This window comes from Brevundimonas sp. GW821-FHT12C05, assembly GCF_058807475.1.
Genome location: NZ_JBXAQS010000005.1, coordinates 38,721 through 56,016, shown reverse-complemented (window position 1 = coordinate 56,016; position 17,296 = coordinate 38,721). Strand labels below are relative to the sequence as shown.

Here is a 17,296-nt window from a genome sequence, read left to right as displayed (position 1 = left end):
TGAAGAGCAGGTCACGCGTCATGGGGATCTCGCTCAGACCGAGCCGATCGTCCGCAGGCGCGCCTTAGGATGCACCTCGTTCTGGCTCATGACCACGGTCTGGCCGCGGAAGCGTTCGATGATGGAGCGGACATAGGGGCGCACCTGCGGCCCGGTCAGCAGCACCGCCGTCTCGCCCGCCATGGCCGCGCGCTCGAACACGTCGCGGACGGCGCGGATGAAGTCCTGCAGACGCGAAGGCGCCATGGCCAGCTGCTTGTCCTCGCCGGGGCCGATCAGGCTTTCCGCGAAGGCCTGTTCCCACTCGGGCGACAGGGTGACGATCGGCAAGGCGCCGTCGTCGCCCTTGTGCTGCCAGCACAGCTGACGGGCCAAACGGGCGCGCACGTGCTCCACCAGGGTGGTGACCGAACTGGTGTGCGGCGCGGCCTCGGCCAAGCCTTCCAGAATGGCGGCCAGGTCGCGGATCGAGACCTTCTCACGCAGCAGGGACTGGAGGACGCGCTGCAGCGTGGTGACGGTGACGACGGTGGGGATCAGTTCGTCGACCAGCTTCTTCTCTTCGGTCCCCAGTTCCTTCAGCAGCTTCTGCACCTCGGCATAGGAGAGCAGGTCGGCCATGTTCTCCTTGAGGATCTCGGTCAGGTGAGTGGTCAGCACCGTCGACGGGTCGACGATGGTGTAGCCGCGGAAGGTCGCTTCCTCGCGCAGGCTTTCGTCGATCCAGGTCGCGGGCAGGCCGAAGGCGGGCTCGCGCGTATGCTCGCCCGGCAGTTCGACCTGGCGGCCGGCGGGATCCATGGCCATCAGGGAGCCGAGGCGCACCTCTCCGGTCCCGGCCTCCATCTCCTTGATGCGGATCGCATAGCCCTGGGTGCCCAGCCGCATGTTGTCGAGGATGCGCACCGACGGCATGACGAAGCCGTACTCCTGGGCCAGCGAACGACGCAGGGCGCGAACCTGATCGGTCAGGCGGCGGCCCTCCAGATCGTTGATCAGCGACAGCAGGGAGTAACCCAGCTCGATCTTGACCTCGTCGATGGTCAGAGCGGTGCCGATCGGCTCCTCGACATCCTCCTTGGGGCCGGCCGCGGCCTGGGCGATCTCGGCCTCTGTCGGCTGAGGCTTGAGCCGCTCGCGACCCAGCTTCCAGGACATGAAGCCAGCCCCGGCCGCCAGGGCCATGAAGGGAATGATCGGCATGCCCGGGATAACGCCGATCAGGGCCGAGGCGGCCGCGACAACGCCCAGGCTGACGGGGTTGGTGGCCAACTGGGCGACGAAGGCTTTGTCCGCCGTGCCCTCAACGCCCGCCTTCGACACCAGGAAGCCGGCGGCGATCGAGATGATAATGGCCGGGACCTGGGTCACCAGGCCGTCGCCAATGGTCAGTTGGACATAGGTGTTGGCCGCATCGCCGATCGGCATGCCGTGCGAGATGACACCGATCAGGATGCCGCCGATGGCGTTGATGAAGGTGATGATCAGGCCGGCCACGGCGTCGCCGCGCACAAACTTGGACGCACCGTCCATCGCACCGAAGAAGGTCGATTCCTGCTCCAGTTCCTTGCGGCGCAGCTTGGCCTGGTCCTCGGTGATCAGGCCGGACGACAGATCGGCGTCGATGGCCATCTGCTTGCCCGGCATGGAGTCCAGGGTGAAGCGGGCGGACACTTCCGCGATCCGGGTCGAACCCTTGGTGATGACGACGAAGTTCACGACCAGGATGATCGCGAAGATGATCACCCCGATGATGAAATTGCCGCCCATCATCAGTTCGCCGAAGGCCGCGATGACCTGACCGGCGGACTCGTGACCTTCCTGACCGTGGGTCAGGATCAGGCGGGTCGAGGCCAGGTTGAGGCCCAGGCGGAACAGGGTCGAGACCAGCAGCACCGTCGGGAAGATGGCGAAGTCGAGCGGCCGCTTCATCATCACGGCCGTCATCAGGATCAGCACCGATGACACCAGCGAGAAGGCCAGCAGAAGGTCCAGCAGGAATTTCGGGACCGGCAGGATCAGCAGCATGATCACACCGATCACGCCGACCGCCATCAGCACTTCGCCGCGCATGAACCAGCTGCGCATGTCCATCGCCGTCGGACGGGCGTAGCCGTCCTTCATCATGATCGGCGCGTCAGTCATGGCCGAGCGCCTTCAGGGCGATACGGGTCGCCTCTGCGATGACCGCTTCGTTCTGGTCCGACGATGAAGAACGGTCGGCGTGATAATAGATCGCCAGCACGATCGGCGCGCCGGACGGGGGCGTGAGCACGCCGATGTCATTGGTCGGGCCGTAACCGCCGGTGCCGGTCTTGTGCGCCACGCGCCAGCCGGTCGGCACGCCGGCCTTGATCCGGCCTGGACCGGTCGGGGTGTCGAGCATCCAGCGAGTCAGAAGCGCCTTCGAGGCCGGGCTCAACGGGGTCTCGGCCGAAACCAGCAGGCGCTGGATGTTGCGCACGGACTGGGCCGGCGTGATCGTGTCCTTGTCGCCGTCGAGACGGTTCATTTCCGGCTCGAGCCGATCGACGCGGGTGTCGTCGTCGCCGATGCCCCGGTAGAAGGCGCGCAAGGCGTCCAACCCGCCCATCTCGCGGATCAGAATATTGGCGGCGGGGTTGTCGCTGAGTTCGACCGTGCCCTGCATGAGTTGTTGCACGGTTAGGGTCGAACCGACCGCAGGCTGCGTCGTCGGAGCATGGTTGAGCATGTCGGCGCGGGTGATCGGGATCGCCCGGTCCAGCCGCTCCTGCCCCGCCTGCACCCGCAGCAGGGTCGCCGCCGCCAGGTACATCTTGAAGGTCGAGCAGTAGACGAAGCGCTCGCCGGCCCGGGCGCCGACGCTGTGTCCCGTGCCCGTCTCCAGGGCCACAAGGCCGAGGCGACCACCGTTACGGGCCTCCAGCGCCGAAAGATCGATGGCCTGCATGGCGACCGCGGGCCGCTCCGGTTGGCCGGACTGCGCCGCTTCAGGCGCGGCTTGCGAACAGCCCATGACACCCAGCGCGCCAAGGCCGGTCAGGACGCTTCTGCGGTCCGTTCCTGTGGTCATGGATCAGGCGGCCGCGTAGCCGCTGGAGGCGACGCCCGATTGGGGCGCCGGGATCGACGTGCCCTCGTCGGCGTACTCGTTCAGCTTGTTGCGCAGGGTCCGGATCGAGATGCCCAGGATGTTGGCCGCGTGCGTGCGGTTGCCCAGGCAGTGCGACAGGGTGTCGAGGATCAGGGTCTTTTCCATCTGCGCGACGGTCTGGCCGACATGCGAGCGGGTGACGACGTCGGCGGCGTGGGCCGCGCGGGCGGCGGGGCCGGCGTCGGCAGCCGCCGCGCCATAGGCTCCGGCGGTCAACGGCTGGCCGTCCGGCAGGCGGATGGCCTCGACGTCGATCTCGGGCCCGACCGCCAGCAGCACCGCGCGGTGCATGGCGTTTTCCAGCTCGCGGACGTTGCCGTTCCAGCGGTGGGTCGTCAGGGCGCGCTTCGCTTCAGCCGAGATGGGGCGCACCGGCACGCCGTTGGCGGCGGCGTATTTCTTGACGAAGTGGTCGGCCAGGGCCGCGATATCGCCCGGACGCTCACGCAGCGCCGGCAGGCGCAGGTTCACGACGTTCAGGCGGTACAGCAGGTCCTCGCGGAAGCTGCCCTCGGCCACCGACTTGGCCAGATCGCGGTTGGACGTGGCGATGATGCGGATGTTGACCGGCACGGGCTTGGTGCCGCCGACACGGTCGATGATCCGCTCCTGGATGGCGCGCAGCAGCTTGGCCTGCAGGCGCACGTCCATCTCGGAGATTTCGTCCAGCAGCAGGGTGCCGCCGTCGGCCTCCTCGAACTTGCCGATGCGACGGGCCAGGGCGCCGGTGAAAGCGCCCTTCTCGTGTCCGAACAGCTCGGATTCCAGCAGGTTGTCCGGAATGGCGGCGCAGTTGACGCTGATGAAGGGCCTGTCGGCGCGCTTGGACCCCGAGTGGAGGTAGCGGGCCATGACTTCCTTGCCGACGCCGCTTTCGCCGGTGATCAGGATCGAGGCTTCCGAGCGCGCGACCTGGTCGGCCAACTGGATCACGTGCTTCATCGACGGATCGGCCGAAATCATCGGGCGGTCGTCATCGGCCACCGCCGACAGCACCGCCGCGATCAGGTCGGCTTCCGGCGGCAGCGGGATGAACTCCTTGGCTCCGGCGCGGATGGCGTTGGCCGCGTCCGTGGCGTCGGCGTCGACGCCGCAGGCCACCACCGGCACATGGATCCGCTCGTTCTCGTTGGCCGCGATCAGGGCGGCGATGTCGACGCGGTAGTCGACCATCAGCAGGTCGGCCCCCTGCCCACGACGCAGTTGCTCCGTCGCCTGATCGCCGCGCTCGACGTGCTGGACCTTGGCGCCGTGCGCCATGGCCATCTTCACCGCCGTCGCCAGCTGTCCGCTGAGCCTGCCAACCACCAGAAGCCGCATGGGTCTTCTCCTTCAAATCCTACGCACCGGTCCGCTCCGCGGGCCCGGGTGCAACGCCGTCAGGCGTTGCTGTCCTCGATCTTGATGATTTCCGTCATGGTCACGCCCAGACGGTCCTCCACGACCACCACCTCGCCCCGGGCGACGAGGCGGTTGTTGACGAAGATGTCGATCGCCTCGCCCACCTTGCGGTCCAGTTCCAGCACGCTGCCGCTCTGCAGCTTCAGCAGCTGGGCCACGGACATGTGGGCCTTGCCCAGCACGGCGGAGATGTTGACGGGCACATCGAAGACCGGCGCGAGATCGTGCGCGGTCTTGTCGGTGTGTTCTTCGTGCGGCGCGAGGCTGGTCGAGTCGGGGAACTCTTCCAACGCCATGGTGTCGGTCGCCATCAGGACCTCCCGTTCAGGGTTTCAGCGTGCCCGGCTTCGGCGGCCAGGGCGGAATTCAGGGCCTCGGCCATACGGGCGAAGGCGTCGGCGGGATCGAAGTCGGCGCGCCCGTCGGCCCATTCCAGGCGGAAGGCCGCGGGGGGCAGGCCCGGCTCGTCACGGAAGGCGACGATGCCCGAGAAGCCCGCGTCGGCGCCCAACTGCTGCAGGCGGGCGCGGGTCTCGTCGTTCAGGTCGCCGGTGCGGATGACCAGGCGCGGCGAGGCGTCGATCTCCTGCCCCAGGGCTTCCAGCGCGGCCTGCAGCGGCGCCTCGGGAAACCGGTCCAGGGCGGCGGCGGCGACGACCCGGGCCGCGGCCATGGCCAGTTCAGCCGACTGCTCGCGGTGGGCCTGGGCGATCTGGGTCAGCGCCGGCGCCGCGGCTTCCAGCGCCTGGCCGATGCTCGACAGGGCCATGGCCTGGATGCTGGCGACCTCGGCCAGCGCCGCTTCGCGCGCCTCCAGCGACGCCTGCGCCACCAGCGCCTCGACCTCGCCCTGGGTCCAGGCGCGCTTGACCGGACGCCAGCTCGAGCCGCGCACGACCTCGCCGCCGGCGTCGAACTCGGTGTCGAAGAAGAAGGCTTTGGTTTCGGGTTGCGCGCTCATGTCAGTAAATCAACTCGTCGTCGCCGCCCTGGCCGACCAGCATGATCTCGCCCTTGGCGGCGAGATCCTTGGCGACCTGAACCATGGCCATCTGGGCTTGATCGACGTCCTTCAGACGGACCGGGCCCATCGACTCCATGTCTTCGCGCATGATCTTGGCCGCGCGCTCGGACATGTTGGAGAAGAACAGTTCGCGCAGGGTCTCGGAGGCGCCCTTCAGGGCCAGCCCCAGCGAGTCCTTCTCGACCGCGCGCAGCAAGGTCTGGATGCCGCCCGGGTCCAGCTTGGCCAGGTCCTCGAACACGAACATCAGGGCGCGGATACGCTCGGCCGCCTCGCGGTTGCGTTCTTCCAGGGCCCCGATGAAGCGGGCCTCGGTCTGACGGTCGAAGCTGTTGAAGATGTCAGCCATCAGTTCGTGGCTGTCGCGCTTGGAGGTGCGGGCCAGGTTCGACATGAACTCGGTGCGCAGGGTCTGTTCGATCTTGTCCAGGATGTCGCGCTGCACCGGCTCCATGCGCAGCATCCGCTGCACGCATTCCAGGGCGAAGTCCTCGGGCAGGCTGGTCAGCACGCGCGCGGCGTGGTCCGGTTTGATCTTGGACAGGATCACCGCGACCGTCTGCGGGTATTCGTTCTTCAGATAGTTGGCGAGGACGGCCTCGTTCACATTGCCGAGCTTGTCCCACATTGTCCGGCCGGCGGGCCCGCGGATCTCCTCCATCAGGGCGTCGACGCGGTCGCCCGGCATAAAGGAAGCCAGCAGTTTCTGGGTCTGCTCATAGCTGCCCATGACCGCGCCCGAGCCGCTCATGCCCGAGACGAACTCGACCAGCAGTTCCTCGACGACGCTCGCGCTGACCGTGCCCAGCGAGGCCATGGCCTGGGAGATCTCCTTGATCTCCTCCTCGTCCAGCCCCTGCCACAGCTTGGTATGGTCCTCGCCCAGCGACAGCAGGATGACGGCCGCCTTTTCGGGGCCGGTCAGCTTCCTGATGTCATCGACAGCAGGCTTCTTGGTGACCATGCGGGCGCCGGACATCAGCCTTCATGCACCCAGCTGCGGAGGATCGAGGTCGATTCCTCCGGGTGCTGATCGACGAAGTCGGCGACCTTCTTGACCGAGGACGCCTTCACCTGACCCTCGATACGCGCGATGTCGAGCCGCTGGTCCATATCGGACGGACCGCCCAGCTGAGGCAGGGCGGAGCCCGCGCCGCCCACGATCGTGGTCTGCAGCGAGGTGACCGGCTGGCCGCCCGGTCCGGCCAGTTGCGGCTGGCCGCCCGCGCCGGCGCCGGCGCCGCCCGTGGCGGTCTTCAGCAGCGGACGCAGGACGAAGAAGATCAGCAGCAGGCCGGTGATCAGCAGCACCAGCAGCTCCACGCCGCGCATCAGATCGTTCTTGGTGAAGTTGAGCAGGGGCGAACCGCCCTCCTCGCCGCCCGCAGCCGCGACATCGCGGTTGAAGCGGACGTTCAGCACCTCGATCTTGTCGCCCCGGGTCTCGTCAATGCCGACGGCGGCGGCGACCAGCGACTTGATCTGGGCGATCTCCTCGGCGGTGCGCGGCGCATAGGTCGGCTCACCCTTGCCGTCGGCGGCCGGGGTCCACTTGCCGTCCACCGCGACCGACACGGCCAGCTTCTTCACCTCGCCCGGCTCCTTCACCGTGGTCGTGGTGGTGTTGGAGATCTCGTAGTTGGTGGTCTCGGTGTTCTGGGTGTCGCGCGAGCCCTGCGGCGTCAGGCCCGGAGCCTGGCCGCCCGGAATGTTGTTGGTCGCCGTCGCGCCGCCGTCGGTCGCGCCGGTCGTGTCCTGGCTCTCCGAGCCGTTGGTCGAGGTCGAGCGGACGACCTGGCCGTCCGGATCGTAGCGCTGTTCCTGGGTGGTCGAGCGGGCGTGATCGATCTCGGCGGTGACCTGCACCCGCGCGCCGCCGACGCCGACGACGCCCTCGACGATGTCCTTGATCCGGGACTGCAGCTGAGCCTCGGTCTGGCCGCGCGCCTCTTCCGCCGAGGCGGAGCTGAAGCCCTCGCCGGCGTTCCCGGCCGCGAGGGTGCGGTTCGAGGTGTCGGTCAGGGTGACCTTCTCGGGCTTCATGTTCGGCACCGAGGAGGCGACGACATTGCGAATGGCCTGAACCTGGGCGCCGGTCAGCTGGCCGCCCGTCACGCCGACGACCACCGCGGCGGTGGGCTCGGCGGCCTGGGATTGGAACAGTTCACGGCGCGGCAGGGCGATCATGACCCGCGCCGACTGGATGCCGCGCATGGTCTGGATCGTGCGGGCCAGTTCGCCCTCAAGGGCGCGCTTTTCGTTGAGGTTCTGCTGGAACTCGGTCTGGCCCAGCACCGACTGGTTGTCGAAGATTTCGTAGCCGACGCTGCCGGAGGTCACGAGCCCCTTGCCCGCCACCAGCATGCGGGCCTCGCCCACCTGGTCACGGCTGACGAAGATGGTCGAGCCGTCGCCCTTGGAGCTGTATTTGATGCCGGCGCCGTCCAGCGCGGTGGTGACTTCCGAGGCTTCGCGCAGATCGAGGTTGGAATACAGCAGCGCATCCGGCGCCTGGCCGATCCGCAGCATGACGAAGACCAGCATGGCCGCGACGCCGGCGGCGACGCCCAGCACCACGGTCAATCGACCGATCCCGAATCTCTGCAACGCCGCCGTGAAGCCGCCCACGCGCTCTAGCCCCGATACTCACGCGACTCTCGAACGACCCGCTGGGCAGAAAATGCCGGGCGCGTGGTAAACGCCGCGTTAAGGACGTTGACCAATCAGCGTTTCTTGCGCTGCCCCATGACGAAACCGATGATCTTTGCGGCGGCTTCGAAATGTTCGCGCGGGATGGTCTCGTCCACATCGACCGCCGCATAGAGGGCGCGAGCCAGCGGCACGTTCTCGATGATCGGCACATTGTGCTCGCGCGCCATCTCCCGGATGCGCATGGCCAGGGCGTCGACACCCTTGGCCACGCAGACCGGCGCGGCGTCGCCCTCACTGGGCTCGTAGCGCAGGGCGACCGAATAGTGGGTCGGGTTGGTGACGATGACCGTGGCCTTGGGCACGTTCTGCATCATCCGCTGGCGGCTGCGCTGGGCGCGGATCTGTTTCAGCTTGGCCTTGACGTGCGGATCGCCCTCGGACTGCTTGTAGTCCTCCTTCAGCTCTTCCTTGGACATCTTCATCCGCTCGTTGAAGCGGTAGCGCTGCCACAAATAGTCGGCGCCGGCGGTGAAGCTGAGGAAGATCAGGGCCGCGCTCATCAAGGCGATGGCCAGATCGCGAGCCAGCGGCAGGATGGCGGCGGGCGGCATGGCCGCCAGATTCTCGAACTCGCGGATGTGCGGCTTCATCACCATCCAGCAGATGGCGCTGACGGCCAGCAGCTTGAGGAAGGTCTTGATGAACTGCACCAGGCCGTCCGGGCCGAAGATGCGCTTGAAGCCCGCCATGGGGCTGACGCGCTCCCACTGCGGCTTCAATTTATCGGCGGTGAACATGATGCCCGATTGCGCCAGGTTGCCGCCCGCCCCGCCGATGATGGTCGCCAGCATGACCGCGCCGAGGAAGGGCGCGATGGCCCACAGGGCCTGGCCGCCGATCTCGAGGCCCGCCCCGGTCTCCAGCCCACCCAGCATCGTGTGGGGCGAGGCGATGAAGGGCAGCAGCTGTTCGGCCATCGAGGTGGCGAAATAGCCGCCCATCCCCAACAGGACCGCCGAGGCGCCGAGCAGGGACGCGGCCGAGCCCACGTCCATGGACTTGGCGACATCACCCTTCTTTCGCGCGTCCGCTAGCTTTCGCGGTGTCGCCTCTTCTGTCTTCGAGTCGGGATCGGCGCCTTCAGCCACCGGCGCCTCCCGCGAAGATCTGGGCCAGCGCCCGGTAGCGGTCGATGAAGACCGTGCCGAGCACGCCGAGGCTTAGGGCGAAGATCGACAGGCCCAGGATGACGCTGAGCGGAGCCGCGGCGAAGAAGACCTGGAACTGGGGCATGACCCGCCCAACCAGTCCCGAAGCGAGGTTGAAGATCAGGGCGAAGACCAGCAGCGGCGCGGACAGCTGGACGCCCAGCGCGAAGCTGTCGCCCAGCGTGCGGATCGCCAGGGTGGCGAAGTCACCGGTGACCAATGGCTTGGCCGGCGCGATCAACTCGTAGGAGCCGACCAGGCCGGCGATGAACAGGTGATGGGTGTTGGTCGCGAAGATCAGCGTCGTGCCCAGCAGCATCAGGAAGGCCGAGATGGTCGAGCCCGGCTGAGCCTGCAGCGGGTTGGCCGTCTGGGCGAAGCTGAGGGTGGTCTGCAGCGAGACGATCTCGCCCGCCGTCGCCAGAGCGGTCAGGAAGCTGCGCAGCAGGGCGCCGATCATCAGGCCCACGATGACCTCGCGGATGATCCAGCCGGCCATGCCGCCCAGGGTCTGCGGCAGGGCTGGAAGCGCGCCCGCCACCACCGGCCACAGCGCCAGGGTCACGACGAGGGCGAAGGCCAGGCGGATGCGGGGCGGCACATAGCTTTCGCCGACGCCGGGCAGCATCAGCAGCACCGCGCCGATCCGGGCGAAGATCAGCGCGCCTTGCCAGACCTGATCAGAAGTGGCCCAGGGCTCCACCGGTCGATCACATGCCGGCGATGCGGGCGGCGATCGTGCGCATGAAACCGCCCAGCAGGGCGCCCATCAGCGGCAGAAACAGCAGCAGGGAGATGAAGATGGCGATGATCTTGGGCGCATAGATCAGGGTCTGCTCCTGGATCTGCGTCAGGGCCTGGAACAGGCCGATGACCACGCCGACGACCAGACCCACCAGCAGGATCGGCGCGCACAGCTGGATCGTCAGCCACAAGGCGTCGCGGCCCACATCCAGAACTTCCGCGCCGTTCATTCCACGCTCCACAGGCCGCGAGACGCGCGGCCGAACTGGGCAAGAAATGCCGGGAGTGTGGTTAACAGGGCGTTAGTGAAACAAACCTAACGGCGGAGCAGCGGCGTCGGATGGGGTGATTGAACACCGGAAAATTTGTGGCCCCACGAGCAGCCGTCATGCCGAATGCGGTGCTCAAAATGCGCGGGGCTTTTTCCATCAGCACTGGCGCGATGCGGCCTTACGGCTCCAAGGCACTCCGGGCAACGCAGATCGCGCTCGGCATACATGCCGATGGCGTCCTCAATGGTGATCGGATGCCACTGTTTGTTGGCCCATAGTTCGCAATCTGACTTCATCTCTGGATTGTGCTTAGCGCCACGATTGATTGCAACTCCTGCAAGTCCTCTCCCCCTTTTCGGATGCGCGGGCTAAGGGAGGCTATGACCAAGCCGACCATCACCCAGTCCGAAGCCGAAGCCGCCGTCCGCACCCTGATCGAGTGGGCCGGAGACAATCCCGACCGCGAGGGCTTGCTGGACACCCCGGCGCGGGTGGCCCGCAGCTACAAGGAGCTGTTCGAGGGTTATGAGATCGAACCGCGCGCCTATCTGGAGCGGACCTTCGAGGAGGTCGGCGGCTACAATCAGATGGTGGTGCTCAAGGACATTCGCTTCGTCAGCTTCTGCGAGCACCACATGCTGCCGGTCGTCGGCGTGGCCCACGTCGGCTACCTGCCGACCGATCGCGTCGTCGGCATCTCCAAGCTGGCGCGTGTCGTTCGCGGCTATGCGCGGCGACTGCAGATCCAGGAGAAGATGACCTCCGAGATCGCCCTGGCCATCGAGGAGGTGCTGCGCCCGCAGGGCGTCGGCGTGGTTATCGAGGCCGAGCACAGCTGCATGACCCTGCGCGGCGTCAACGCCCCCGGCGCCAGCCTGACCACCAGCCACCTCAGCGGTGTGATGCGCGACGACCCGCGGACGCGCGAGGAATTCCTCAGGCTCGTCCGCGGGTGACGCAGGCCGCCCTCAGCCCTCGGGGCAGAGGCAGGCCACAGGCGGTTGGTCCGGACAGCTCGAGGCGCACGCCTGCCATTCCGGGCTGAACCGGTCGTACTGAAGGCTGCATTCCCGCTCGCACTCGCAGTAGGTCGGGCTGCATTCTCCGCCGGCGCACGCCTGGCTCGGCGTCGAGCTGGCGGCGCCGAGGACGGCGGCGCCGAGAAGGGCCGCACCCGCGATCATGACTTGTCTCAGCATAGGTTGTTCCTCCCTTTGAGTTGAAGAGAGTGCGAGCACGCGCGCGGACACTCAACCCAAGGTAACGTGAATGGGAACTCGCTCCCCCGGTTGTGATCGACCGCGTTAGGGCTCCGGAGACGACGGACGGCTGACGGCGCTGGCTTTCGATCCGCTCATCGACCACTGTCCTGCGACATCACAGGGGGCTGAGGATGGGACTTTTCGACTTTTTGACGGGCACCCGCGCGCCGCCGGCCGGCGCGAAGCGTCAATCCACGGCCGCACTGCGCAAGCGCCTGATGGCCGTCAACCGCGCGACGGCGCCCTTCGTCATCCGTGACGGCGAGAAGGAAGGCGTCGACATGGTCGCCGAGTGGCGGATCGTCGACGCCAAATGGTACGAGTTCTTCGCCAAGGCCGGCATCAAGAAGGTGTTCAAGGTCCTGATGAGGTTCGATGAGGCCAAGGGCGAGGTCCGGTCCGTCGATGAGCTGTGGGAAGTCGAATGGCGGGCCGGCGTGCCGACGCTGAGCGCCAAAGGCAGCGCCTCGCGCGGCCAGACATTCGAGAAGAGCTTCGAGACCGTCTACGCCTTCCGCGAGGACGGATCGTTCGGCGAGGTCTACGACTACGTGTTCGACACCACCGAAATCAAAGACCCGGTGCGGGACGCCGTCCTTGAAGCCGGCTGGGGCTGGCGCGGCGTCGCCTTCGGCAAACTCTAAGAGGCCGACGCGGCCCGGTCCTTGCGGAATTCGCCTCGAAGGAGGCCCTTCCCATGGCCTGGACCGCGATTTCGACCCGAAATGAAACACCCCCCATCGTTCGGGGCGGCTGGCTCGACGCGTTGCGTTTCATTGTGGCCAGCCTGATCATCCTGCACCACTTCCAGATGTCGGCCCCCGTGCCGCTGGCCGAGGGCCTGCATCCGGTGTTCGAGCGGGGCGGTTTCCTGCTGACCAACTTCTTCCTGATCGACAGCGGCTATGTGCTGATGCGGGTCTACGGCGCCTCGGTCGCCAAGGGCTCGATGTCCGCGGGCGACTTCTTCCTGAAGCGCTATCTGCGCGTCCTGCCCGCCCACCTGATCATGGGCCTGTCTCTGGTGGCGCTGGTCGTGGTCGGCGGCGCCCTGGGCTTCGCGCCCCGGGCCCCTGAGTGGTTCCGTTGGGACCAGCTGTGGGCCCAGCTGACGCTGACCCAGGCCTACGGCGTTCCCGGCGGCTACGGCTGGAATGCGCCCAGTTGGTCGATCTCGGCCCTGGTCGGCTGCTACCTGGCCTTCCCATGGATCCTGCGCCAGCTGATCAAGCTGGGGCCGTGGAGCGTGCTGGGCCTGGGCGTCGGCCTCTATCTGCTGGCCAACCAGATCACCTGGACGCTGCTCGGCTACCCCGTCTACCAGATGCCCATGGGCTTCGGCTTCTTCCGCGCCCTGCCGCTGTTCGTGCTGGGCATGTCGCTGGCCTGGTTCGCCCAGAAGGTCTGGATCGCGCCCAAGCTGGCGGGTTGGGCCGGGATCGGCGCCGCCCTGTTGCTGGCCTTCGTCCAGTATTTCGACAAGCACGCCCTGATCTCGCTGACCTGCATCTCGACCATCATCCTAGCCGCCGGCGCCACGCCGACGCCGCGCCCCTCAAAGTTCGTCGAGAAGGCCGCCCAGGTCTCGTTCTCGATGTTCATCACCAATGAGGTGGTGCGCATCGCCTGGTTCGGGGTCGCCAATGTCCTGATCGCCAAATTCGCCCTGTCCTCGCCGGTGCAGTGGGCGCTGTGGTTCGCGGGCGTGGCGGCGGCCTTCGTCTTCGCCTTCCTGTTCCACCAGATCATCGACACTCCAATCCAGGACCGCATCCGCGGTTGGCTGAAGTCCCGCCGCCGGTCGGCGCCGGTCGTCGGGCAACCGGTGGTGTCGCTGGAGGGCTGAGCCCCGGCTACATGTAGCTCGTGATCGCCGGTGCCCCGCCCCATTCGTCGTCGGCGCCGTCCTCATAGCGGATCGGCGCCTCGGTCAGTTCCCCCGGGCTGACGTCATCCAGCGCGGCGACGTTCACGCAGACGAAGTCCCCGCCCATGACCGGCTCGCTGGCGAAGACGAAGGCGTAGATCCCGCACGTCTTGCAGAAGGTGTGATCAATCCCGCCCTCGCCGAACCGGTAGTGGGTCAGGTTGTCCGCCCCCTGCAGCAGCCGGAAGGCCTCGGACGGCACGTGGTTCTTCCACATCCGTGTCTTGCGGCAGATCGAGCAGTTGCAGCGCAGCGTGGTCGCGTACCAGGGACCAGGCCGAACCTGCGGCGAACGCTGACCCTCGGGAGCCAGGTCGATCTCGCATTCGAACTTCACCGCTCCGCAATGGCAGCTGCCGCGCCGCGTCTGGATCATTCCATGCCCTCGATCAGATGGAGAATGTTGCCGTCCGGATCCTTGAACCAGACCAGCTTCATGGGGCCAGCCTCGTGGATGTCTCCGTTCAGGGTCAAGCCCATGTCGGGATAGCGCTCAAAGGTCACACCCTTCGCCTTCAGGTCATCCACCACCGCGAGGAGGTCGCCCTTCATGTCCCAGGTGACGGCGTTGGCCTTGTTCGTCCCGGCGAAGTCGGACCTGTAGACGGTCAGATGCGTCGTCCCGGTGCGAAACCCCAGCACGCCCTGGTCCTCGCTCCCGCTGTCGCGGGTCAGGCCCAGGATGTCCTCGTAGAACGCCCGGGCGCGGGCGAGGTCGCTGACGGCGACGATGGCGGACGCGTTGCGATCCTTCAGCATGACGATCTCCCTTTCGATATGGGAGAGGCAGCGTCCGGGCCGCGGGTACGGTTCCCGGATCAGCTCGAACAGGCCGCCGCCGTCAGATCGGCATCCGCATGATTTCCTGATAGGCGGCGATCACCTGATCGCGGACGGCCATGACCGTTTCCAGCGAGGCCTCAGCCGAGCTGACGGCGGTGACCACGTCGATCAGGCTGCCCTGCCCTTGCACGGCGGAGGCCATCTGGCCCTCGGCGGCGCGCGAGGTCTGGGTCATGTCGCCCATGACGTTGGTCAGCATCTCGGCGAAGCCGGAGTCCTGCGGCGCGGCGGCCGGCGCGGTCGGCATCGCCCCGCCCTGGATCGCGGAATAGGCCTTGGCCGCCATCATGGGATTCATGGGTCAGCCCTACTTCTTGATGATGTCGAGGGTGCGCGCATCCATCGACCGCGCCGTCTCGATGACGTTCAGGTTGGCCTCGTAGGCCCGCTGGGCCTCGCGCATGTCCATGGCCTCGACCAAGGTGTCGACGTTGGGCCGCAGGACATAGCCCTCGGCGTTGGCCGCCGGGTGCGAAGGGTCGTACTCGGAGCGGAAATCGCCCTGGTCGGGCCGGACCTCGGCCAGGGTCACGCCGGTCGCGCCGTCGATCTCGCGCGCCTGAAAGACGGGAATCTGGCGGCGGTAGGGCTCGCCGCCGGCGGTCTGGGCCGTCGACTGCGCGTTGGCGATGTTCTCGGCGATGATGCGCATGCGCGACTGCTGCGCCTTCAGCGCGCTGGCCGCGACGGCCATGGCGCTGTTTCTGGGGGGGACGGGATCGGGCATCGGCTATTCCCTGTCTATCAACGGCCGGGCGCGCGGGCGGCCATGCGGAGCATCTGCATCGACTTCTGATAGAAGCCGATGGCGGCGTCGTAGGACATGCGGCTCTCGGCCATCTTCAGCATCTGCTCCTCGACCACGACGGCGTTGCCGTCGAGCGTGGTCTCGGAGTCCGGCGCGGCGACAGCGTCGAAGCGCGCCCGCTGTCCCGCCGGGGCGATATGCATGGCGCTGGTTCGGGTCATCTGCAGACCGCCGCCGTTGCGCAGAGCGGCGGCGAAGTCCTTCGGCGCGTTGAGATCGCGGCCGACGTAGCCGGGCGTGTCCGCATTGGCCACGTTTTCGGCGATGACGCGCTGGCGCTGGTCCAGCCACGAGAGGCGGCCCTTGATCTGGCCCAGCAGCGGAAGGTCGGTGAAGCCCACGGGCGTCAAAGTCTCCGGGCGCGGATCGCCCACGGTTCGATGGGCAGAAAATGCCGCCTCCATGGTTAATGAGACGTTATCTCAACGAGACGTTAACCATGATCGCAGAAGTCTGACGCGCCGGAATCAGTCTCCGGCGGGGCCCGTCGCATGAACTTCCTCGATCTGCTCAGGGCCGTGTTCGCCCTGGCTTTCACCCTCGGCATCATCGGCCTGGCGGCCTGGGCGGCCCGGCGGTACGCGCCCCAGCTGCTGGCCAAACTCAGCGCCGAGCGTGGCGAACGCCGCATGCAGGTCATGGAAACCCTGGTGCTGGACCCTGCTCGCCGCCTGGTGCTGGTCAAGGTCGACAACGAGGAACGGCTGCTGCTGCTCGGCGAAGGCCGTGAACTGATCGAGCCGCGCGGTCCGGAGTCGGCCCAGTGAGACGGCCGGCGAGCCTGAAGTCCGTCTTCGTCATGCCGACGCGCGACGAGCTGAAGCGCGCGGCCCTGCTGTCCCTGCTGACCACCCTGCTCTGCCTGTGCTGGCCGCTCGCGGCCCTGGCGCAGGACCTCGCCGCCGGGGCCGCCGGCGGCGCCGGCGCGGCGATCAACGTCGACCTGGGCACCGGCGCCGGCCTGACCGAACGGGTCGTGCAACTGGTCGGTCTGATGACCGTCCTGTCGCTGGCGCCGTCGATCGTGATCATGACCACCAGCTTCGTGCGAATCGTCGTGGTGCTGTCCCTGCTGCGGACCGCGCTGGGCATGCAGCAGTCGCCGCCGAACGCCGTGCTGGTCTCTCTGGCCCTGTTTCTGAGCGCCATCGTCATGGCTCCGACGTGGCAGGACGCCTATGATTCGGGCATCCGCCCCCTGCTGGATCAGCAGATGGAGCTGCCTCAGGCCTTCGATGCGGCGTCAGAACCTGTGAAGACTTTCATGCTCGGACAGGTCGATCAGGACGACCTCGCCCTGTTCACCCGACTGTCCAACATCGAGGCCCCGGCGCAGGCCGTGGACCTGCCTCTCCGGGTGGTCACTCCGGCCTTCATGATCAGCGAGTTGAAGCGGGCCTTCGAAATCGGATTTCTCCTTTTCGTTCCGTTCCTTGTGATCGATTTGGTAGTCGCCAGCGTGCTCATGTCCATGGGTATGATGATGCTCCCGCCGGTGGTGATTTCGCTGCCCTTCAAGCTGATCTTTTTCGTGCTCGTGGACGGCTGGAGACTGGTCGCCGGCAGCCTCGTGGAGAGCTTCCAACGGGGATCCGGCACAGGGTAAATCCCCAGCCCGTGGGGGTTACAGCGGCGATCCCGCTTGCCATCCCGAGAAAAAGCGGCGTTGATCCGTCCGTCATCGCCCTTGAATTGGGGGGCGAGCTTCAATCGGGAAACGACCCACAATGACCACTCAAGCCGAACTCATCGCCGCCGTCGCCAAAGACGCGGGCGTCAGCCAAGCCGACGCCGGCCGCGTCCTGGAAGCGATCGTGAAGAACATTCACAAGTCGCTGACCTCGGGCGGCGACGTCCGCATCTCGAACCTCGGCGTGTTCGACACCGCTGCCCGCGCCGCGCGCGAAGGCCGCAACCCCGCCACCGGCGCGACCATCAAGATCGCCGCCTCGAAGGCCGTCCGCTTCCGCGTCTCGAAGCCGCTGAAGGACGCCGTCAACGGCTAAGCCATTCGGTGAT

Annotated in this window: 23 protein-coding genes; 6 read left to right on the top strand and 17 right to left on the bottom strand. The window is 67.0% G+C overall.

Going from position 1 to position 17,296, the window contains the following annotated elements; genetic code table 11:
* Positions 1 to 33 precede the first annotated feature (33 nt).
* The 11 genes from flhA to AC1RRF_RS15130 form a co-directional block, all read right to left on the bottom strand.
* Positions 34 to 2,127: a flagellar biosynthesis protein FlhA gene (gene flhA, locus AC1RRF_RS15180; RefSeq protein ID WP_492836266.1), complete on the bottom strand. Its 2,094-nt coding sequence runs from the start codon at positions 2,125 to 2,127 to the stop codon at positions 34 to 36.
* Positions 2,128 to 2,137: 10 nt separating this feature from the next.
* Positions 2,138 to 3,055, bottom strand: a complete 918-nt coding sequence (bla, locus tag AC1RRF_RS15175; RefSeq protein WP_492836006.1) for a class A beta-lactamase — start codon at positions 3,053 to 3,055, stop codon at positions 2,138 to 2,140.
* Positions 3,056 to 3,058: 3 nt separating this feature from the next.
* The gene (gene flbD, locus AC1RRF_RS15170) at positions 3,059 to 4,456 is read right to left on the bottom strand and encodes a sigma-54-dependent transcriptional regulator FlbD (protein ID WP_492836004.1); all 1,398 of its coding nucleotides are present in this window, start codon (positions 4,454 to 4,456) and stop codon (positions 3,059 to 3,061) included.
* Between the two features lie 59 nt (positions 4,457 to 4,515).
* Positions 4,516 to 4,848, bottom strand: coding sequence for a flagellar motor switch protein FliN (gene fliN, locus AC1RRF_RS15165; protein ID WP_492836002.1), 333 nt, complete (start codon positions 4,846 to 4,848; stop codon positions 4,516 to 4,518).
* Entirely contained in the window at positions 4,848 to 5,498 is a 651-nt protein-coding gene (locus AC1RRF_RS15160) for a FliH/SctL family protein (RefSeq protein WP_492836000.1), read from the bottom strand. The genes fliN and AC1RRF_RS15160 overlap by 1 nt, the downstream gene beginning before the upstream one ends.
* A 1-nt stretch (position 5,499) precedes the next feature.
* A complete protein-coding gene (gene fliG, locus AC1RRF_RS15155) occupies positions 5,500 to 6,525 on the bottom strand; it encodes a flagellar motor switch protein FliG (protein ID WP_492314088.1) in 1,026 nt (341 codons plus the stop codon).
* A 14-nt stretch (positions 6,526 to 6,539) separates the two neighbouring features.
* The gene (gene fliF / locus AC1RRF_RS15150) at positions 6,540 to 8,189 is read right to left on the bottom strand and encodes a flagellar basal-body MS-ring/collar protein FliF (protein WP_492835998.1); all 1,650 of its coding nucleotides are present in this window, start codon (positions 8,187 to 8,189) and stop codon (positions 6,540 to 6,542) included.
* Between the two features lie 95 nt (positions 8,190 to 8,284).
* A complete protein-coding gene (gene flhB / locus AC1RRF_RS15145; protein WP_492835997.1) occupies positions 8,285 to 9,361 on the bottom strand; it encodes a flagellar biosynthesis protein FlhB in 1,077 nt (358 codons plus the stop codon).
* The gene (fliR, locus tag AC1RRF_RS15140) at positions 9,354 to 10,124 is read right to left on the bottom strand and encodes a flagellar biosynthetic protein FliR (protein ID WP_492835995.1); all 771 of its coding nucleotides are present in this window, start codon (positions 10,122 to 10,124) and stop codon (positions 9,354 to 9,356) included. Before fliR ends, flhB begins: the two co-directional genes overlap by 8 nt.
* A gap of 7 nt (positions 10,125 to 10,131) precedes the next feature.
* On the bottom strand, positions 10,132 to 10,395 hold the full coding sequence (gene fliQ, locus AC1RRF_RS15135) for a flagellar biosynthesis protein FliQ (protein ID WP_492835993.1): 264 nt from the start codon (positions 10,393 to 10,395) through the stop codon (positions 10,132 to 10,134).
* An 86-nt stretch (positions 10,396 to 10,481) separates the two neighbouring features.
* Positions 10,482 to 10,733, bottom strand: coding sequence for a hypothetical protein (locus AC1RRF_RS15130; protein ID WP_492835991.1), 252 nt, complete (start codon positions 10,731 to 10,733; stop codon positions 10,482 to 10,484).
* Between the two features lie 84 nt (positions 10,734 to 10,817).
* Between AC1RRF_RS15130 and folE the strand changes: the two genes are divergently transcribed.
* The gene (folE, locus tag AC1RRF_RS15125; protein ID WP_492835989.1) at positions 10,818 to 11,393 is read left to right on the top strand and encodes a GTP cyclohydrolase I FolE; all 576 of its coding nucleotides are present in this window, start codon (positions 10,818 to 10,820) and stop codon (positions 11,391 to 11,393) included.
* Between the two features lie 12 nt (positions 11,394 to 11,405).
* Here the strand turns inward: folE and AC1RRF_RS15120 are convergent, their stop codons facing one another.
* The gene (locus AC1RRF_RS15120) at positions 11,406 to 11,636 is read right to left on the bottom strand and encodes a hypothetical protein (protein WP_492835987.1); all 231 of its coding nucleotides are present in this window, start codon (positions 11,634 to 11,636) and stop codon (positions 11,406 to 11,408) included.
* Between the two features lie 281 nt (positions 11,637 to 11,917).
* Between AC1RRF_RS15120 and AC1RRF_RS15115 the strand changes: the two genes are divergently transcribed.
* Both AC1RRF_RS15115 and AC1RRF_RS15110 read left to right on the top strand, forming a co-directional pair.
* On the top strand, positions 11,918 to 12,343 hold the full coding sequence (locus tag AC1RRF_RS15115; RefSeq protein WP_492835985.1) for a hypothetical protein: 426 nt from the start codon (positions 11,918 to 11,920) through the stop codon (positions 12,341 to 12,343).
* Between the two features lie 53 nt (positions 12,344 to 12,396).
* Positions 12,397 to 13,545, top strand: a complete 1,149-nt coding sequence (locus AC1RRF_RS15110) for an acyltransferase family protein (protein ID WP_492835983.1) — start codon at positions 12,397 to 12,399, stop codon at positions 13,543 to 13,545.
* Positions 13,546 to 13,552: 7 nt separating this feature from the next.
* Here AC1RRF_RS15110 and AC1RRF_RS15105 read toward each other — a convergent pair whose 3' ends face one another.
* The 5 genes from AC1RRF_RS15105 to flgB all read right to left on the bottom strand — a co-directional run bounded on the left by AC1RRF_RS15105 (position 13,553) and on the right by flgB (position 15,618).
* Positions 13,553 to 14,002: a GFA family protein gene (locus tag AC1RRF_RS15105; RefSeq protein WP_492835981.1), complete on the bottom strand. Its 450-nt coding sequence runs from the start codon at positions 14,000 to 14,002 to the stop codon at positions 13,553 to 13,555.
* Entirely contained in the window at positions 13,999 to 14,385 is a 387-nt protein-coding gene (locus AC1RRF_RS15100) for a VOC family protein (RefSeq protein WP_492835979.1), read from the bottom strand. Before AC1RRF_RS15100 ends, AC1RRF_RS15105 begins: the two co-directional genes overlap by 4 nt.
* A gap of 82 nt (positions 14,386 to 14,467) precedes the next feature.
* On the bottom strand, positions 14,468 to 14,767 hold the full coding sequence (gene fliE / locus AC1RRF_RS15095) for a flagellar hook-basal body complex protein FliE (RefSeq protein WP_492835977.1): 300 nt from the start codon (positions 14,765 to 14,767) through the stop codon (positions 14,468 to 14,470).
* A 9-nt stretch (positions 14,768 to 14,776) separates the two neighbouring features.
* Entirely contained in the window at positions 14,777 to 15,196 is a 420-nt protein-coding gene (gene flgC / locus AC1RRF_RS15090; RefSeq protein WP_492340552.1) for a flagellar basal body rod protein FlgC, read from the bottom strand.
* 17 nt (positions 15,197 to 15,213) lie between these two features.
* Entirely contained in the window at positions 15,214 to 15,618 is a 405-nt protein-coding gene (gene flgB, locus AC1RRF_RS15085) for a flagellar basal body rod protein FlgB (RefSeq protein ID WP_492835975.1), read from the bottom strand.
* Positions 15,619 to 15,768: 150 nt separating this feature from the next.
* Here flgB and AC1RRF_RS15080 point away from each other — a divergent pair, with 150 nt between their 5' ends.
* From AC1RRF_RS15080 to AC1RRF_RS15070, 3 genes are all read left to right on the top strand, one after another.
* Positions 15,769 to 16,044: a flagellar biosynthetic protein FliO gene (locus AC1RRF_RS15080; RefSeq protein WP_492835973.1), complete on the top strand. Its 276-nt coding sequence runs from the start codon at positions 15,769 to 15,771 to the stop codon at positions 16,042 to 16,044.
* Between the two features lie 32 nt (positions 16,045 to 16,076).
* Positions 16,077 to 16,883, top strand: coding sequence for a flagellar type III secretion system pore protein FliP (fliP, locus tag AC1RRF_RS15075; protein ID WP_492836263.1), 807 nt, complete (start codon positions 16,077 to 16,079; stop codon positions 16,881 to 16,883).
* A gap of 121 nt (positions 16,884 to 17,004) precedes the next feature.
* Positions 17,005 to 17,283 carry an HU family DNA-binding protein gene (locus AC1RRF_RS15070; protein ID WP_492313850.1) on the top strand — a complete coding sequence of 93 codons (279 nt, stop codon included), beginning with the start codon at positions 17,005 to 17,007 and terminating at the stop codon, positions 17,281 to 17,283.
* The last annotated feature ends 13 nt before the right edge of the window (positions 17,284 to 17,296 follow it).

Bases quoted from the DNA above. Each gene is read 5' to 3' on its own strand.
- flhA (WP_492836266.1), bottom strand. From the start codon at position 2,127: ATGATGAAGGACGGCTACGCCCGTCCGACGGCGATGGACATGCGCAGC.
- bla (WP_492836006.1), bottom strand. From the start codon at position 3,055: ATGACCACAGGAACGGACCGCAGAAGCGTCCTGACCGGCCTTGGCGCG.
- flbD (WP_492836004.1), bottom strand. From the start codon at position 4,456: ATGCGGCTTCTGGTGGTTGGCAGGCTCAGCGGACAGCTGGCGACGGCG.
- fliN (WP_492836002.1), bottom strand. From the start codon at position 4,848: ATGGCGACCGACACCATGGCGTTGGAAGAGTTCCCCGACTCGACCAGC.
- AC1RRF_RS15160 (WP_492836000.1), bottom strand. From the start codon at position 5,498: ATGAGCGCGCAACCCGAAACCAAAGCCTTCTTCTTCGACACCGAGTTC.
- fliG (WP_492314088.1), bottom strand. From the start codon at position 6,525: ATGGTCACCAAGAAGCCTGCTGTCGATGACATCAGGAAGCTGACCGGC.
- fliQ (WP_492835993.1), bottom strand. From the start codon at position 10,395: ATGAACGGCGCGGAAGTTCTGGATGTGGGCCGCGACGCCTTGTGGCTG.
- AC1RRF_RS15130 (WP_492835991.1), bottom strand. From the start codon at position 10,733: ATGAAGTCAGATTGCGAACTATGGGCCAACAAACAGTGGCATCCGATC.
- folE (WP_492835989.1), top strand. From the start codon at position 10,818: ATGACCAAGCCGACCATCACCCAGTCCGAAGCCGAAGCCGCCGTCCGC.
- AC1RRF_RS15120 (WP_492835987.1), bottom strand. From the start codon at position 11,636: ATGCTGAGACAAGTCATGATCGCGGGTGCGGCCCTTCTCGGCGCCGCC.
- AC1RRF_RS15115 (WP_492835985.1), top strand. From the start codon at position 11,918: ATGGCCGTCAACCGCGCGACGGCGCCCTTCGTCATCCGTGACGGCGAG.
- AC1RRF_RS15110 (WP_492835983.1), top strand. From the start codon at position 12,397: ATGGCCTGGACCGCGATTTCGACCCGAAATGAAACACCCCCCATCGTT.
- AC1RRF_RS15105 (WP_492835981.1), bottom strand. From the start codon at position 14,002: ATGATCCAGACGCGGCGCGGCAGCTGCCATTGCGGAGCGGTGAAGTTC.
- AC1RRF_RS15100 (WP_492835979.1), bottom strand. From the start codon at position 14,385: ATGCTGAAGGATCGCAACGCGTCCGCCATCGTCGCCGTCAGCGACCTC.
- fliE (WP_492835977.1), bottom strand. From the start codon at position 14,767: ATGAATCCCATGATGGCGGCCAAGGCCTATTCCGCGATCCAGGGCGGG.
- flgC (WP_492340552.1), bottom strand. From the start codon at position 15,196: ATGCCCGATCCCGTCCCCCCCAGAAACAGCGCCATGGCCGTCGCGGCC.
- AC1RRF_RS15080 (WP_492835973.1), top strand. From the start codon at position 15,769: ATGAACTTCCTCGATCTGCTCAGGGCCGTGTTCGCCCTGGCTTTCACC.
- fliP (WP_492836263.1), top strand. From the start codon at position 16,077: ATGCCGACGCGCGACGAGCTGAAGCGCGCGGCCCTGCTGTCCCTGCTG.
- AC1RRF_RS15070 (WP_492313850.1), top strand. From the start codon at position 17,005: ATGACCACTCAAGCCGAACTCATCGCCGCCGTCGCCAAAGACGCGGGC.